Source organism: Methylobacterium sp. Leaf361 (assembly GCF_001424445.1).
In the GTDB taxonomy this organism is placed as follows: domain Bacteria; phylum Pseudomonadota; class Alphaproteobacteria; order Rhizobiales; family Beijerinckiaceae; genus Methylobacterium.
This window is the reverse complement of the sequence record NZ_LMPY01000017.1, coordinates 1-13,526: the sequence shown is the minus strand read 5'-3', so window position 1 is coordinate 13,526 and position 13,526 is coordinate 1. Positions and strand designations below refer to the sequence as shown.

Annotated in this window: 13 protein-coding genes and 1 pseudogene; 11 read left to right on the top strand and 3 right to left on the bottom strand. The window is 73.1% G+C overall.

The genetic code is table 11. From position 1 onward, the window contains the following. Nucleotides 1–11: 11 nt before the first annotated feature. The 5 genes from ASG32_RS13970 to ASG32_RS13950 all read left to right on the top strand — a co-directional run bounded on the left by ASG32_RS13970 (nucleotide 12) and on the right by ASG32_RS13950 (nucleotide 5,284). On the top strand, nucleotides 12–695 hold the full coding sequence (locus ASG32_RS13970) for an amino acid ABC transporter permease (RefSeq protein WP_020094490.1): 684 nt from the start codon (nucleotides 12–14) through the stop codon (nucleotides 693–695). 65 nt (nucleotides 696–760) lie between these two features. Continuing rightward, entirely contained in the window at nucleotides 761–1,570 is an 810-nt protein-coding gene (locus ASG32_RS13965) for a transporter substrate-binding domain-containing protein (protein WP_020094491.1), read from the top strand. 67 nt (nucleotides 1,571–1,637) lie between these two features. Beyond that, nucleotides 1,638–2,318 carry a GntR family transcriptional regulator gene (locus ASG32_RS13960; protein ID WP_020094492.1) on the top strand — a complete coding sequence of 227 codons (681 nt, stop codon included), beginning with the start codon at nucleotides 1,638–1,640 and terminating at the stop codon, nucleotides 2,316–2,318. A 26-nt stretch (nucleotides 2,319–2,344) separates the two neighbouring features. After that, complete coding sequence (locus tag ASG32_RS13955; protein ID WP_056527011.1) at nucleotides 2,345–3,511, top strand: Xaa-Pro peptidase family protein; 1,167 nt, start codon at nucleotides 2,345–2,347, stop codon at nucleotides 3,509–3,511. Between the two features lie 180 nt (nucleotides 3,512–3,691). Continuing rightward, nucleotides 3,692–5,284, top strand: a complete 1,593-nt coding sequence (locus ASG32_RS13950) for an ABC transporter substrate-binding protein (RefSeq protein ID WP_056527008.1) — start codon at nucleotides 3,692–3,694, stop codon at nucleotides 5,282–5,284. 19 nt (nucleotides 5,285–5,303) lie between these two features. Here ASG32_RS13950 and ASG32_RS13945 read toward each other — a convergent pair whose 3' ends face one another. Then, nucleotides 5,304–6,770: an amidohydrolase family protein gene (locus ASG32_RS13945; RefSeq protein WP_056527005.1), complete on the bottom strand. Its 1,467-nt coding sequence runs from the start codon at nucleotides 6,768–6,770 to the stop codon at nucleotides 5,304–5,306. A gap of 169 nt (nucleotides 6,771–6,939) precedes the next feature. On the opposite strand from ASG32_RS13945, the gene ASG32_RS13940 reads away from it, so the two are divergent. Continuing rightward, nucleotides 6,940–7,620 (top strand): aspartate/glutamate racemase family protein, encoded by a 681-nt coding sequence (locus ASG32_RS13940; RefSeq protein ID WP_020094496.1) that lies wholly within the window; start codon nucleotides 6,940–6,942, stop codon nucleotides 7,618–7,620. A 13-nt stretch (nucleotides 7,621–7,633) separates the two neighbouring features. Next, on the top strand, nucleotides 7,634–8,953 hold the full coding sequence (locus ASG32_RS13935) for a dihydroorotase (protein ID WP_056527002.1): 1,320 nt from the start codon (nucleotides 7,634–7,636) through the stop codon (nucleotides 8,951–8,953). An 11-nt stretch (nucleotides 8,954–8,964) separates the two neighbouring features. Here the strand turns inward: ASG32_RS13935 and ASG32_RS13930 are convergent, their stop codons facing one another. Continuing rightward, complete coding sequence (locus ASG32_RS13930; protein WP_056527000.1) at nucleotides 8,965–10,251, bottom strand: hydantoinase/carbamoylase family amidase; 1,287 nt, start codon at nucleotides 10,249–10,251, stop codon at nucleotides 8,965–8,967. 235 nt (nucleotides 10,252–10,486) lie between these two features. On the opposite strand from ASG32_RS13930, the gene ASG32_RS13925 reads away from it, so the two are divergent. From ASG32_RS13925 to ASG32_RS13915, 3 genes are all read left to right on the top strand, one after another. Further along, complete coding sequence (locus ASG32_RS13925; protein WP_056526992.1) at nucleotides 10,487–11,503, top strand: LLM class flavin-dependent oxidoreductase; 1,017 nt, start codon at nucleotides 10,487–10,489, stop codon at nucleotides 11,501–11,503. Between the two features lie 160 nt (nucleotides 11,504–11,663). Then, complete coding sequence (locus tag ASG32_RS13920) at nucleotides 11,664–12,053, top strand: nuclear transport factor 2 family protein (RefSeq protein WP_056527156.1); 390 nt, start codon at nucleotides 11,664–11,666, stop codon at nucleotides 12,051–12,053. Nucleotides 12,054–12,179: 126 nt separating this feature from the next. Beyond that, nucleotides 12,180–12,659, top strand: coding sequence for a YidB family protein (locus ASG32_RS13915; protein ID WP_056526988.1), 480 nt, complete (start codon nucleotides 12,180–12,182; stop codon nucleotides 12,657–12,659). An 84-nt stretch (nucleotides 12,660–12,743) separates the two neighbouring features. Here the strand turns inward: ASG32_RS13915 and ASG32_RS13910 are convergent, their stop codons facing one another. Further along, complete coding sequence (locus ASG32_RS13910; protein WP_056526985.1) at nucleotides 12,744–13,085, bottom strand: MmcQ/YjbR family DNA-binding protein; 342 nt, start codon at nucleotides 13,083–13,085, stop codon at nucleotides 12,744–12,746. Nucleotides 13,086–13,196: 111 nt separating this feature from the next. Between ASG32_RS13910 and ASG32_RS13905 the strand changes: the two are divergent. Then, nucleotides 13,197–13,526 (top strand): annotated as a pseudogene (locus ASG32_RS13905) (hypothetical protein); the annotation flags it as partial.

Below are 13,526 nucleotides of genomic sequence, written 5' to 3'. Positions count from 1 at the left end.
AAGGGACAGCGATGAGCGTCGCGGCGTTGCAGGAGTGGTGGCTCACCCTCTCGGACGAGGTCGTCACCTACGGCCCCGGCTTCCTCTCGGCGACCCTAGTGGTGCTCGGCGTCACGGTGGCGAGCATCCTGGTGAGCTGGGCCTGCGGCCTGCTCGGGGCGCTGGGCAAGCGCTCGTCCTTCGCGCCCTTCCGGGCGCTGGCGAGCTTCTACGTCTGGTTCATCCGCGGCACGCCGACCCTCGTGCAGGTCTTCATCGTGTATTTCGGCATGCCGCAGGTCGGGGTGAAGCTCTCGCCCGTGACCGCCGGCATCATCGCGCTGGGTGTCAGCAGCGGCGCCTACGTGGCCGAGACGATCCGGGCCGGCCTCGCGGCGATCCCCCGGGGTCAGGTCGAGTCGGCGCTGGCGCTCGGCATGAACCCGCGGATCATGATGGTGCGCATCGTCCTGCCGCAGGTCTTCCGCATGATCCTGCCGTCGCTGACCAACGAGGCGATCTCGGCGGTGAAGAATACCTCGCTGCTGTCGACGATCACGGTGGTGGAGCTGACGCTCTACGCGCAGCTCATGATCGCCACGACCTTCCGGCCGTTCGATTTCTACATCGCGGCGGCGCTGATCTACCTCGGCCTCACGTCGATCCTGTCGCAGCTCTCGGCCTATTTCGAGCGGCGCTACGCCCGCCTGTCCTGAGCCCCCCCGCCGCGGGACGGGCCGCGGCCGATCCTTCCCGCCCCGTCCCGAGACCGGAGATCACCATGAACCGCCGCCACGTCCTCGCCCTCGCCGCCCTCTGCGCCAGCCTCGGCGCAGGGATCCTCGCCGCCCCCGCGACCCGCGCGGCCGAGGGCAAGCTGGAGCTGATCGAGCCCGGCAAGCTGATCGTGGCGACGGACAGCACCTTCGCGCCCTTCAGCATGCGCACGCCGAGCGGCGAGCTCGACGGGCTGGAGGTCCGGGTCATGCGCGAGGTCTGCCGCCGGCTCGGGCTCGAGTACAGCCCGGTCAACATCAAGTTCGACGCCCTGCTGGTGGGCCTGATGGCCGACCAGTACGACATCACCAGCGAGTCGATGGACATCACCCCCGCCCGGCAGAAGCAGGTCGCCTTCGCGGACGGGTGGCTCGAATCCGGCGCGCGGATCGTCACCCGCAAGGATACCGGCATCAAGGGGCCGGCGGATCTCAAGGGCCGCAACGTCGGCGCCCTCTCGGCCTCGACCTTCGGCAAGCTCGCCGAGGAGAACGGCGCCACCCTGAAGAGCTACAAGACGGCCGCGGACGCCATGCAGGACCTCGTCGGCGGCAACATCGACGCGGTGATCAACGACGCGGTGGCCGGCAACTACGCCATCAAGGCGCGCAAGCTGCCCCTGGTGATGATCGAGACCCCGCTGAGCACGGTCCAGAAGGGCTTCGCCATCAAGAAGGGCAAGCCGAACCTGCACGCCGCCGTCAACAAGGCGCTCGGCGAGATGGTCGCGGACGGTACCTACGCCAAGCTCGTTACCCCGCTGATCGGCTATGATCCGGCCCCGAAGGAGCCGATCCGCACGCCCGCCATGTGAGCGGGCACGGCGGACGCGCGAGAACAAGAATGGGGAGCGGCTGAGCCGGCCGCTCCGGGAGGACACCATGAAGACCCTCGACGCCGCGTCGTACACGACGGCGCTCAGTGCACGGCGCGAGCAGAGCCTCGGCCAGATGGCCTACGACCGCCTGCTCGACATGCTCGTCCGCCGCGACCTTCCGGCCGGCACCGTGCTGCACGAGCGCCGCCTCGCCGAGATGCTCGACATCTCCAGGACCCCGACCCGCGAGGCGATGTCGCGGCTGGAGACCGAGGGGTTGATCGAGCGGCAACCCGGCGGGATGCTCGTGGTCAAGGAATTCTCCCTGCGCGAGCTGATCGAGATCCTGCATGTCCGCCGCCTGCTGGAGCGGGAGAGCGTCGCGCTGGCCACCGGCCGCATCGCCGACGCGGTGCTGGCGGACCTGCAGCGTCAGATGGAGGCACTCTTGGCGGCGGGCGACCCGGACGCGCCGGGCAACTGGGAGGTCGACCGGCGCTTCCACGACCTGATCGCGGAGCACAGCCAGAACGCGACCCTCGCCAAGACGATCAAGGACCTGCGGCTCAAGACGCAGATGTTCAACCTAAGCCGGATGCCCGAGCGGTTCGAGGCGGTCCATCGCGAGCACCTCGCGGTGGTCGCCGCCCTGCGGGCCAAGGACGCGGCGGCGGCGGCGGACGCGATCGCGGCCCATCTCGAGAATTTCAAGCAGGGCATCATCCAGCGCCTGAGCGAAGTCTGAGCGAAGTCTGGGACGAGGGCGGCGCGATGCACGAGTTCACGGAGCTGCGCGGCCGCGAGGCGGCCTTCCCGGAGGCGGAGTTCGCCGCCCGGCAGGCGGCGGCCCGGGCCGCCATCGCGGGTGCCGGCCACGACGCCCTCGTGGTGACCGGCCCGGAGACGATCTACTGGCTGACCGGCCGCCAGACGGCGGGCTACTTCGCCTTCCAGGCACTCCTCGTGCCCGTGGACGGCGACCCGGCCCTCCTGGTCCGGCAGCTCGAACTGCCGGGCGCGGCCGCCAACACGTGGCTCGACGACATCCGGGCCTACCCGGACGGCGCCGACCCGGCCGCGGCCCTGGCGGCCCTCGTGCGCGGGCGCGGGGTCGCCCGGCCGGCCCTGGAGCGGGACGGCTGGTTCGTCGCGCCGGCGCTCGCGGCGCGGATCGACGCCGCCCTCGGAAGCGGCCCGCTGCCCGACGGATCCGGCCTCCTCGCCCCCCTGCGGGCGGTGAAGTCGTCGGCCGAACTGGCGGCGATCCGGGCCGCCGCCCGGTACGCGCAGGCCGGTCTCGCCGCGGGGCTCGACGCCTGCGCGGCCGGCACCGACGAGAACGCCGTCGCCGCCGCCATGCTGGCGGCCGCAACGGCCGCCGGATCCGAGGCCATGGCGATGGAGCCGCTGGTCGCGTCGGGACCGCGCAGCGGTCTGCCGCACATGACGTGGCGGCGCCGCCGGCTGGAGCCGAGCGACGCGGTCTTCCTTGAGCTCGCCGGCAGCCACGCCCGCTACCACGCGGCGCTGATGCGCAGCGTCTGGATCGGCCCGCCGCCGGCCGAGGCGCAGCGGATGATGGACTGCGCCCTGCGCGCCCTCGACGCGGCGCTCGGCGCGATCCGCCCCGGCCATCCCTGCGCCGCCCCGCACGCGGCGGCGCAGGCCGTGATCGACGCGGCGGGCTACGGCCCGGCCTTCCGCAAGCGGATCGGCTACTCGATGGGCGTCGCCTTCGCGCCGGACTGGGGAGAGGGTGCCCTGCTCTCGCTGTTCACCGGACAGGACCGGCCGATCGAACCCGGCATGGTCTTCCACCTGCCGGCCACCCTGCGCCGCTACGGCGCCTGGACGGTCGGCGCCTCGGAGACCGTCATCGTCACCGCAGACGGGGTCGAGCCCCTGTCCGACCTGCCGCGCACCCTGTCGGTGCGGTGAGGCGTTGCTTTCACAAGCGGAGCTTGAACTGACGGGCCGCCGTACCGCTCCCGCGGTCGCGGACTGGTCGGCGACGCCGAGCGGGAGCCGGCCCCATTCCTGCAAGCGATGCCGGGCCGGGCTTCCCGCGGGGACCCGGCCCACCGGTGCGTGGTGCCGGAGCGGAGCGGGAGGTCTCGGATGAAGCGACGCACGCTGTTGCAGGGAGCCGGCGCCCTCGTCGCCGGCGCCGTCGCGGCGCCGGCCCTCGTCCGCGCGGAGGCGGCCCGGACCCTGCGCTTCATCCCGCAGCAGGATCTCGTCACCCTCGATCCCGTGACGACCTTCGCGTACATCACCCGCAACCACGGCTACATGGTCTTCGACACGCTCTACGGCATGGACGCGGCCTATCGCGCCACGCCGCAGATGGTCGAGGGCCATCGGGTCGAGGCGGACGGGCGCCGCTGGGACTTGATCCTGCGGGCGGGCCTGCGCTTCCACGACGGGACGCCGGTGCTGGCCTGCGACTGCGTCGCGTCGCTGCGGCGCTGGGCGAAGCGCGACCCGTTCGGCGGCTCCCTCATGGAGGCGACCGACGAACTCTCCGCGCCCGACGACCGGACGATCCGGTTCCGCCTGAAACACCCGTTCCCGCTGCTGCCAATCGCGCTGGGCAAGGCGTCCGTCCCGGTCTGCGCCATGATGCCGGAGCGCCTCGCCGCCATCGACCCGTTCCAGCAGGTGCCGGAGCTCATCGGCTCGGGACCGTTCCGCTTCAAGCCCGACGAGCGGGTGCCCGGCGACCGCGTCGTCTACACCCGCTTCGAGGACTACGTGCCGCGCCCGGACGGCCCGCTGACCTGGACCTCGGGTCCGAAGGTCGTCCATTTCGACCGGGTCGAGTGGCGCGTCATCGGCGACACCTCCACGGCGACCTCCGCGCTGATCGCCGGCGAGGCGGACTGGCAGGAATACGCCTCGCACGACCAGATCGCGCTCCTGCAGGCGGCCAAGGGCGTGAGCACCCGCGTCCTCGACCCGACCGGCTTCGTGACCATGCTGCGGGTCAACCACCTGCAGCCGCCCTTCAACAACCCGGCGATCCGGCGGGCTCTCTGGGGCGGGATCGACCAGACCGCGTGCATGCAGGGGGTCGTCGGCGTCGAGGATCCCGGCCTGTTCCACGTGCCCCTCGGCTTCTTCTGCCCGGGCACGCCGATGGCCTCGACGGACGGGTTGCAGCCGCTCACGGATCCGCGCGATCCGGCGCGGGTGCGCGCCGATCTCAAGGCGGCCGGCTACGGCGGCGAGACCGTGCTGCTGATGGTGCCGTCGAACTCGGCGCCGCTGCTGGCGCTCGGCCAGGTCGCGGCCGACCTGCTGCAGCGGGTCGGCATGACGGTGGAGGTCTACGCGGTCGAGTTCAACGCGATGCTGCAGCGGCGCAACCGAAAGGGGCCGGTCTCGGAGGGCGGCTGGAGCGCCTTCGTCACCAACTGGTCCGGCATGGATTGGCTGAACCCCGCGGGCTACATCGCCCTGCGCGGCACCGGCGAGAGCGGCTACGCCGGCTGGGCCACGACCCCGCGGATCGAGTCCCTGCGCGACGCGTGGCTCACCGCCCCGGACGAGGCGGCGCGTGCCGCCCTGTGCCGGGACATCCAGCTCCAGGCGATGCAGGACGTGCCCTACTACCCGCTGGGCCAGTACCTGCAGCCGACCGCCTACCGCTCCCGCCTCACCGGGATCCTCGACGGGTTCCCGACGTTCTGGAACGTCCGGCCCGCCTGAGGGGGCGAGTTCCGGGGCCTCACAGCCTCGGGAAGGTCGGCGGCGCGATGGCGTCGGGGCCGCGCCCGGCCCAGTCGAGCTGCCGGACCTGCGCGAGCGCGCGGCCCTGCGCCTCCTCCAGCGCGGCCGCGGCGGCGGCGTAGTCGATCGTCAGGGCGCGCCCGTCGCGGACGATCTCGCGGCCGCCGACGAAGACCTGCCGAACCGCGCGGTCGCCGGCCGAGTAGATCAGCGACTGCACGGGATCGCGGCACGGGCGCATGGCCGGATGCCCGCAGTCCACGAGCACGAAGTCGGCCTTGCAGCCCGGTTCGAGCCGGCCGATGTCCTCGCGCCCGAGCGCCCTGGCGCCGCCCACCGTGGCGGCGTGGAACACGTCCGCCGCGCGGGTGTCGCGGGGATTCTCGGCGACGACCCGGGCGAGGTACGAGACGAGGCGCATCTCGTCGAGCATGTTGTGCGGGTAGACGTCGGTGCCGATCCCCATGTTGACTCCGGCCTGGAGGTAGCGCCCGAAATGGTGGAGCGCGATGCCGCGCCGGGCGAAGACCGTCGGGCAGTGGGCGACCGTGGCGCCGCGCTCGGCCAGGCGGCGCAGGTCCGAGCCCCGGCTGTGCCAGTGGGTCCAGGGATGGTCATCGAGGAAGATCCCGTGGCCCACGATGGTCCGCTCGGTGAGCACGCCGAGATCGTCGAGCCACTCGATCGGCGTCATCCCGGTGCGGCGGGTGATCTCGTGGAATTCCGACAGGGACTGCGCCGCGTGGGTGTGGAAGCGCAGGTCGCGCGCGACCGCCTCGGAATGGGCGTCCCGCAGCAGCTCCGCCGTGCAGGTGTCGACCTGCGCCGGGCAGAGCATGCCGGAGAGGCGCCCGCTAGGGTGCCCCTCCGCCGCCGCGATCTCGGCGAGGGCCTGCTCCAGGCCGCGCTGGCCCGCCGCCGCGTCCCACTCGTAGTCCACGCTGTGGCCGTTGCGGGTGAGCCAGCGCCCGGATCGGAACATCGGGGCGATGCAGACCCGCAGGCCCGAGGCGCCGAGGAGATCCAGCCAGCCCGCGCTCGGCAGGGCGAGGTCGCAGACGGTGGTGACGCCCGACAGGGCGAGCTCCGCGAGCGCGACCCCGTAGGCGGCCCGCGTCCCCTCAGCGTCGGGCCGCAGGATCGGCAGGTACTCGTAGAGCGAGGTGTTGTAGAGCCGCTGGCTGCCGACCTCGTCCCACATCCCCTTGTTCATCGGCTCCGAGAACAGGTGCGTGTGGATGTCGACGAGCCCGGGCATGATCATGCAGCCGGAGGCGTCGACGGTCCGGGCCGGCTCGGGACCCGCGTAGCCCGGCCCGACATGGATGAGGGCGCCGTCCGCGAAGGCGACGTCCGCGCCGGTGCGGTAGACGTGACCGCCGCTGTCCGGATCCCAGGCGACGACCCACCGGGCCCCCTTCACCAGCGTGATTTCGGCGGTGGCGTCCGGAGCTTCGTCCTGCATCGATAACCTCTCCCTTGCGTAAGCGGGCGGGCAAGAACGGTGCCTCCCGATCGGATCGGCGGCCATGCGGCCCGGGTTTCGCTTGAGGTCTTCCGCGGTCACGATGGGTCGGTCGACGTCGCGGCATCGCGGTCGATCCCGATCGACCGGTATTCAGAGGGAAGGCGCCATGCGGCCTCGCGACACCACCGAGCCCGCGCGCATCCTGATCATCAACCCGAACGCGTCCCGGGCGGTGACGGCCGCCATCGACGCCGCCCTGGCGCCGCTGCGGCTGCCGGGCGGCCCCATCCTCGCGGTGACCGACCTGCCGGAGGGCCCGGAGAGCATCGCGACCCAGCGGGACGCGGATTCGGTGGTGATGCCGCTCGTCCGGTGCGTGGCGGACGATCCGTCCGACGCCTTCGTGATCGCCTGCTTCAGCGATCCGGGCCTGCACGCGGTCCGGGAGGCGGCGAGCGGTCGCCCGGTGATGGGCATCGCCGAGTGGGGGATCCTGCGGGCCCTGACGCTCGGGGAGCGCTTCGGCATCGTGGCCCTGTCCGAGGGCAGCGTCCGGCGCCAGCGCCGCACGGTGCGCCAGATGGGCCTCGGGGATCGCTATGCCGGGAGCCGGCCGGTGGAGGCGCGGGCCTCCGAGACGGCGGACGCCGCGATGGGCCCGCGCCTGATCGCGGCCGGTCGGACCCTGGTCGAGCGCGACGGCGCCGACGTGGTCGTGCTCGGCTGCGCCGGCATGGCGCGCCACCGGGCCGCCGCGGAGGCCGCGATCGGTTGCCCCGTCATCGAGCCCTGCCAGCAGGCGGCCGCCGCGGCCCTCGGGGCCGTGCTGCTCCGGGCCGCCCCGTGAGAAGGAACCGGCGATGCAGTACGACCTCCTGATCCGCGGCGGTACCTGCGTGACGCCGTGGGGCACCGAGACGGCGGATGTCGGGATCCGCGACGGGCGCATCGCGGCCCTCGGGGTCCCGGCCGGAGCGACGGCGGAGGCGGTGATCGACGCCGCGGGCCTGCACGTCCTGCCCGGCCTGATCGACAGTCACGTTCACCTGCGCGATCCCGGCGACCCGGCGGTGGAAACGATCGAGACCGGCACGCGGGCCGCGATCCTCGGCGGCATCGCAACCCTTTTTGACATGCCCAACACCGTCCCGCCGATCGCCGACGCCGGGCGCCTCGCCTGGAAGCGCGACTACGTCGCGGGCCGCAGCTGGTGCGACATCGGCCTCTACGTGGCCGGCACCAAGACCAACATCGACGCGCTCGCCGCCCTGGAGCGCGAGGCGGGGGTCTGCGCCGTCAAAGTCTTCGCCGGCAGCTCCACGGCGGCGCTGATGATCGAGGACGACGCGCATCTCGAGCGGGCGATGCGCGCCGGCCACCGGCGCATGGCCTTCCACAGCGAGGACGAGTACCGGCTCCAGGCGCGCAGGCCGCTGTTCAGCCGGGGCCAGCCCTACCGGACTCACATGGAGTGGCGCGACGCGGAATGCGCCTTCCTGGGCACGCGGCGCCTCATGGCCCTCGCCCGCAGGACCGGCCGGGCGACCCACATCCTGCACGTCTCGACCGCCGAGGAACTCGCCTACCTGCGCGACTTCCGCGACCTCGCCACCGTCGAAGTGCTGGTCAACCATCTCACCCAGGTGGCACCCGAGTGCTACGACACGCTCGGCGGCCTCGGCGTGATGAACCCGCCGATCCGCGATGCGCGCCACCGGACGGCCGCCTGGGCGGCCCTGCACGACGGCACCGTCGACACGGTCGGCAGCGACCACGCGCCCCACGCGCGGGCGGCCAAGGCGCAGCCCTGGCCGGACTGCCCGGCCGGCCTCACCGGGGTCCAGACCCTGGTGCCGGTGATGCTCGACCACGTCGCGGCGGGGCGATTGTCCCTCGCCCGCCTCGTCGACCTGATGGCGGCCGGGCCGGCCCGCGTCTACGGGCTCCTCGGCAAGGGCCGCATCGCGGCCGGCTACGACGCGGACTTCACCCTGGTGGACCTGAAGGCCCGCCGCAGGATCGAGGATTCCTGGATCGTCTCGCCCTGCGGCTGGACGCCGTTCGCGGGACTGACGGTCACCGGCTGGCCGGTCGCCACGATCGTGCGCGGGATCCCCGTCATGCGCGACGACGCGGTGCTGGGCGAACCCGTCGGCCGCCTCGCGCGCTTCGCCGCCTGACCGGGCGCCCGTCAGCCGCCGCAGGTCTCCGCCACGAGCCACGCGGTGAGGATCGCCACGGCGTCGAGCAGGTCGTCGATCACCATGGCCTCGCGGGGATTGTGGCTGCCGTTGGCGTTGCGCACGAGCAGCATCGCCATCGGCACGCCGGCCTTCGCGAAGGCGGCGGCGTCGTGGGAGGCCGGGCTGCCGAGGGGCCGCGTCGCGATGCCGAGGGCGTCCGCGGCCGCCGCGAACCCGTCACGGATCCGCGGCGCGACGGCGCCGACGCCCGCCTCGGCGCGCGGACCCAGCGTCACCGTCACGCCGCGGCGGTCGGACACCTCCGCCACCGCTGCCAGGAACGCCGCCTCCAGTTCCGCCAGCACCGCGGCCGCGTAGGCCCGCATGTCGAGGCTGAACCGGAACTCGCCCGGGACCGTGGTCAGGCCGTGCGCCGCGGCGTCGGTGTGGAACCGGCCGAAGGTGACGGCCATCGCGCACCCGGCCGCCTCGCGCTCCGCCCAGACCCGGTCCAGCGCCAGGGCGATCTCGGCCCCGGCCATGGCCGCGTCGCGCCGGAAGCGGCGCGGCGTCCCGACATGGTCGTAGCGGCCGGCGATGCGGACGTCGGGATAGCGGACGTTGCCGGGGATCCCGGTGCAAAGCCCGACCGGGATCCCGGCCTCCTCGAGGCTCGGCGCCTGCTCGATATGCACCTCCAGGAAAGCGTGGATCGCGGCTGCGTCGAAGGCCGCCGGGCCGCGGGCGAGCGCGTCCGGGTCGCCACCCTCCCGGGCGATGTGGTCGGCGAGGCTGAGGCCCGTGTCGATCCGGGCCGCGTCGAGCGCCCCGTCCGGCAGGGCTCCGAGCGCCGCGCGGCTCCCGATATACGAGACCTGGAACCAGACGCTCTCCTCGGCGCGGATGCCCAGGACGGAGATGTCCCGCTCCGGCTCCAGGCCGAGTTGGCGGATGGCCGCGACGGCGGCGAGCCCGGCCACCACGCCGGCGGCACCGTCGAAGTTGCCGCCCTGGGCCACGGTGTCGAGGTGGGAGCCGATCAGGATCGGAGGCAGGGTTCGGTCCCGCCCCGGCAGCGTCATGGCGGTGTTGGCGGCGGCGTCCCGGGCGATCGCGAGGCCGAGATCGGAGGCGCAGCGCGCCACCGCCGCGTGCGCCGCGGTCTCCTCCGGGCTGTAGGAGGGCCGGGTAAACCCGGGCTCCGTCCGGCCGCACCGGGCCAGCTCTGCGAACAGGGCCTCGACCCGGGCGCGCTGCGCGCGCACGGCGGCCGTGATGGCGGACACGCGATCCATCGCTACGCCTCCCCGAGCGCCGGTCCCCAGGACGGGCCCGCCGGTGCCCCTGCCACTTTCGTGCCGGCCCGCCGGATCACCGGGACCGGTCACCGAGCCCGGTCACCGGGACCGAGTCTGCCGGATCGCCGGGCGCGCGGCCAGCCGCGCGGGTCAGCACCGCGGCGCGGGATCGTTGCCCGGCCGGATTCCGGCGGCTATCGCCGGTCCCGGCAGGCGGGCGGAGGTTCTGCAAATGAAGACGATCGGGTTCCTGTCCTTCGGGCACTGGTCGCCGACCGGCGGGTCGGCGACGCGCAGTGCGGCCGACACACTCCTCCAGTCGATCGACCTCGCGGTCGCCGCGGAGGAGCTCGGGGCGGACGGCGCCTATTTCCGGGTCCACCATTTCGCGCGCCAGCTCGCCTCGCCCTTCCCGCTGCTGGCGGCAGTCGGCGCCCGGACGAAGCGCATCGAGATCGGCACCGGCGTCATCGACATGCGCTACGAGAACCCGTTCTCCATGGTCGAGAATGCCGGCGCGGCGGACCTCATCGCGGGCGGACGCCTGCAGCTCGGGCTCAGCCGCGGCTCGCCCGAGCAGGTCATCGACGGCTGGCGGCACTTCGGCTTCGCCCCGGCCGAGGGCGAGACGGACGCCGATATGGGGCGCCGGCACACCGAGGTCTTCCTCGACCTCCTGAAGGGAACGGGGTTCGCCGAGCCCAACCCGCGGCCGATGTTCGCCAACCCGCCGGGACTCCTGCGCCTGGAGCCGCATTCCGAGGGGTTGCGGGACCGCATCTGGTGGGGATCGGCCTCCGACGCGACCGCGATCTGGGCGGCGCAGCAAGGCATGAACCTGCAGAGCTCGACCCTGAAGGCGGACGAGACCGGCGAGCCGTTCCACGTCCAGCAGGCCAGGCAGATCCGCCGCTACCGGCAGGCGTGGCAGGATGCGGGGCACGCCCGCACGCCGCGGGTCTCGGTCTCGCGCTCGATCTTCGCGCTCGTGAACGACCTCGACCGCGCCTATTTCGGGCGCGGAACGAGCAGCGACCAGGTCGGCATCATCGACAACATGCGGGCGGTATTCGGCCGCTCCTACGCCGCGGAGCCGGACCGGCTGGTCGACGAGCTGCGCGCCGACGCGGCGATCGCGGAGGCCGACACCCTGCTGCTGACGGTCCCGAACCAGCTGGGCGTCGCCTACAACGCCCACCTCATCGAGAGCCTGCTCACGCACGTGGCCCCCGCGCTCGGGTGGCGCTGAGCCGACCTCCGGCCGGGTTCACCGGCGCCGAGGGCATGCAGCCCCTCGGCCGGCCCTGTCCCGGGGCCCGTCGGCCTACCCATCGCCGCGAGCGTGCGGTAGCCTCCCGTCGGCCCGTCACGCGGTGCCCGAGTCCGGCACTTGCATGGAGATCACCGGGATGTCGCACCCCGTGGACTGGAACGCGTTCGCCGACGCGTGGTGCGCCGCCTGGAACGCCCACGATGTCGAGCGGGTGCTGGCCCATTTCCACGACGACGCCGTGTTCACCTCGCCGGGCGCCGCGCGGATCGCTCCCGCTTCGGGCGGAACGGTGCGGGGCAAGGATGCGCTGCGCGCCTACTGGACGGAGGCCCTGCGGCGGATCCCGGACCTCCACTTCGCGGTAGAGCAGGTCTTCGCGGGCATCGACACGCTGGTGATCCAGTATCGCAACCAGAAGGGTGTGAGCGTCAGCGAGGTGCTCGTCTTCGAGGATGGCCGCGTGCGGGCGGGGCACGGCACCTACCCGATCGGCGTCGACAACCCCGTCGGTGCCGCGGCGGGCTAGAGCCGTTCGCGATGCGGCCGCGCCGGCCTCGGCGGGGCCGCCCGCATCGCAACCGGGTCCGCGCGCGTTGGTTGGCGTCGCGTGGCGAACGGGCGCGGGCCCGCTGCCCGCAGCGGGAGACGAACCATGAGTGATGGCTACCCTTCGATGACGGCGCTCCTGGGCCTCCTCGCCCTGGCAGGCTACCAGAACCGCGACAAGCTCGCGGAGCTGCTGGGCGGCGCCGGTCAGACCGCGCCCGCGGGCCCCGGCGGTCCGGCCGGCGGCTCCAACGGCGGCTCCGGTGCCGGCCTGGGCGGTCTCCTCGGCGGCCTCCTGGGCGACCGGCGCGGCGAGGCTCCCGGCGGGTTCCTGCACAGCGGACTCGGCGAGATGCTGGACCGCTTCCAGCAGGCCGGTCACGGGACGGCCGCCCAGTCCTGGGTCAAGACGGGACCGAACCAGGAGATCGCGCCGCACCACCTGGAACAGGCGATCGGACCCGACGTCCTCTCGGCTCTCACCCAGCGGACGGGACTGTCCCGCGATGAGCTGCTCTCCCGGCTGTCCCGCGAGCTCCCCCGGGCCGTCGACCGCTACACGCCCGACGGACGGATCCCGGCCTGAGGTCAGGCCGGCGGACGGATCCCGGCCCGACCTTGGGGGTCGGGACCGTCACGGTCGGCGGGGCGTGGGCGACGGGCGCCGGTCTCAGGCGCCGCCGCGCCGCGCGCGCGGCTTCGGCGCGGCGAGCCGGTGGGCCGCCGTCAGGGCCGACATCAGGGTCGCCTCGTCGACGATCGCGAGGTCGCACCGCGTCGCGCCCATCCGCCCCCAGCCGCCCGGAACGGGGCTGAAAGCCGCCGGCACCTGCTCGCAGAAGAAGTCGCGCAGGTCCGGGTCGAACATCAGGTTGATGTCGTGGCCCACCTCGTCCAGCGTCGCGAAGGTCTTGCGCGGCGTCCGGAAGGCCGTCCTGTGGAAGTGGGGGGCGGAGGTCACAGCCTCCAACGTCGCGATGAGCGCCTTCACGCGCGCGATATCGACGCCCATCGCGGCCCTCCTCCCCTAGAGCGTTTTCGGTTTGGGCTGAGTCGGGTTGGTAGGGTTCACTCGGCGCTGGGAGGCTGATTCACTCAGGCCGGTCGACAGCCGGAGTGATGCATGGGCCGCCCCTACAGCTTGGACCTGCGCGAGCGGGTGGTGACCGCGGCTGCGGCGACCTCGCGCCGTCAGGCGGCCGCCCGCTTCGGGGTCGGCCAAGCAACCGCGATCCGCTGGATGGCGGCGCTCGCCGCGACTGGGACGGTGGCCGCCCTGCCGCAGGGGCGTGCCCGCCGCTCCAAGCTCGACCCGTACGAGACGTTCCTGCGTACGCTGATCGACGAGACGGTCGTGATTACCCAGGCCTGTGATGGCGGGGTTCAGGCGCCGATGGTTTTGAGGACGGTGCTGAAGGGGCTGCTGCCTGTGATGCGGGCGGTGTCGACGACG

Bases quoted from the DNA above. Each gene is read 5' to 3' on its own strand.
- ASG32_RS13970 (WP_020094490.1), top strand. From the start codon at position 12: ATGAGCGTCGCGGCGTTGCAGGAGTGGTGGCTCACCCTCTCGGACGAG.
- ASG32_RS13965 (WP_020094491.1), top strand. From the start codon at position 761: ATGAACCGCCGCCACGTCCTCGCCCTCGCCGCCCTCTGCGCCAGCCTC.
- ASG32_RS13960 (WP_020094492.1), top strand. From the start codon at position 1,638: ATGAAGACCCTCGACGCCGCGTCGTACACGACGGCGCTCAGTGCACGG.
- ASG32_RS13955 (WP_056527011.1), top strand. From the start codon at position 2,345: ATGCACGAGTTCACGGAGCTGCGCGGCCGCGAGGCGGCCTTCCCGGAG.
- ASG32_RS13950 (WP_056527008.1), top strand. From the start codon at position 3,692: ATGAAGCGACGCACGCTGTTGCAGGGAGCCGGCGCCCTCGTCGCCGGC.
- ASG32_RS13945 (WP_056527005.1), bottom strand. From the start codon at position 6,770: ATGCAGGACGAAGCTCCGGACGCCACCGCCGAAATCACGCTGGTGAAG.
- ASG32_RS13940 (WP_020094496.1), top strand. From the start codon at position 6,940: ATGCGGCCTCGCGACACCACCGAGCCCGCGCGCATCCTGATCATCAAC.
- ASG32_RS13935 (WP_056527002.1), top strand. From the start codon at position 7,634: ATGCAGTACGACCTCCTGATCCGCGGCGGTACCTGCGTGACGCCGTGG.
- ASG32_RS13930 (WP_056527000.1), bottom strand. From the start codon at position 10,251: ATGGATCGCGTGTCCGCCATCACGGCCGCCGTGCGCGCGCAGCGCGCC.
- ASG32_RS13925 (WP_056526992.1), top strand. From the start codon at position 10,487: ATGAAGACGATCGGGTTCCTGTCCTTCGGGCACTGGTCGCCGACCGGC.
- ASG32_RS13920 (WP_056527156.1), top strand. From the start codon at position 11,664: ATGTCGCACCCCGTGGACTGGAACGCGTTCGCCGACGCGTGGTGCGCC.
- ASG32_RS13915 (WP_056526988.1), top strand. From the start codon at position 12,180: ATGAGTGATGGCTACCCTTCGATGACGGCGCTCCTGGGCCTCCTCGCC.
- ASG32_RS13910 (WP_056526985.1), bottom strand. From the start codon at position 13,085: ATGGGCGTCGATATCGCGCGCGTGAAGGCGCTCATCGCGACGTTGGAG.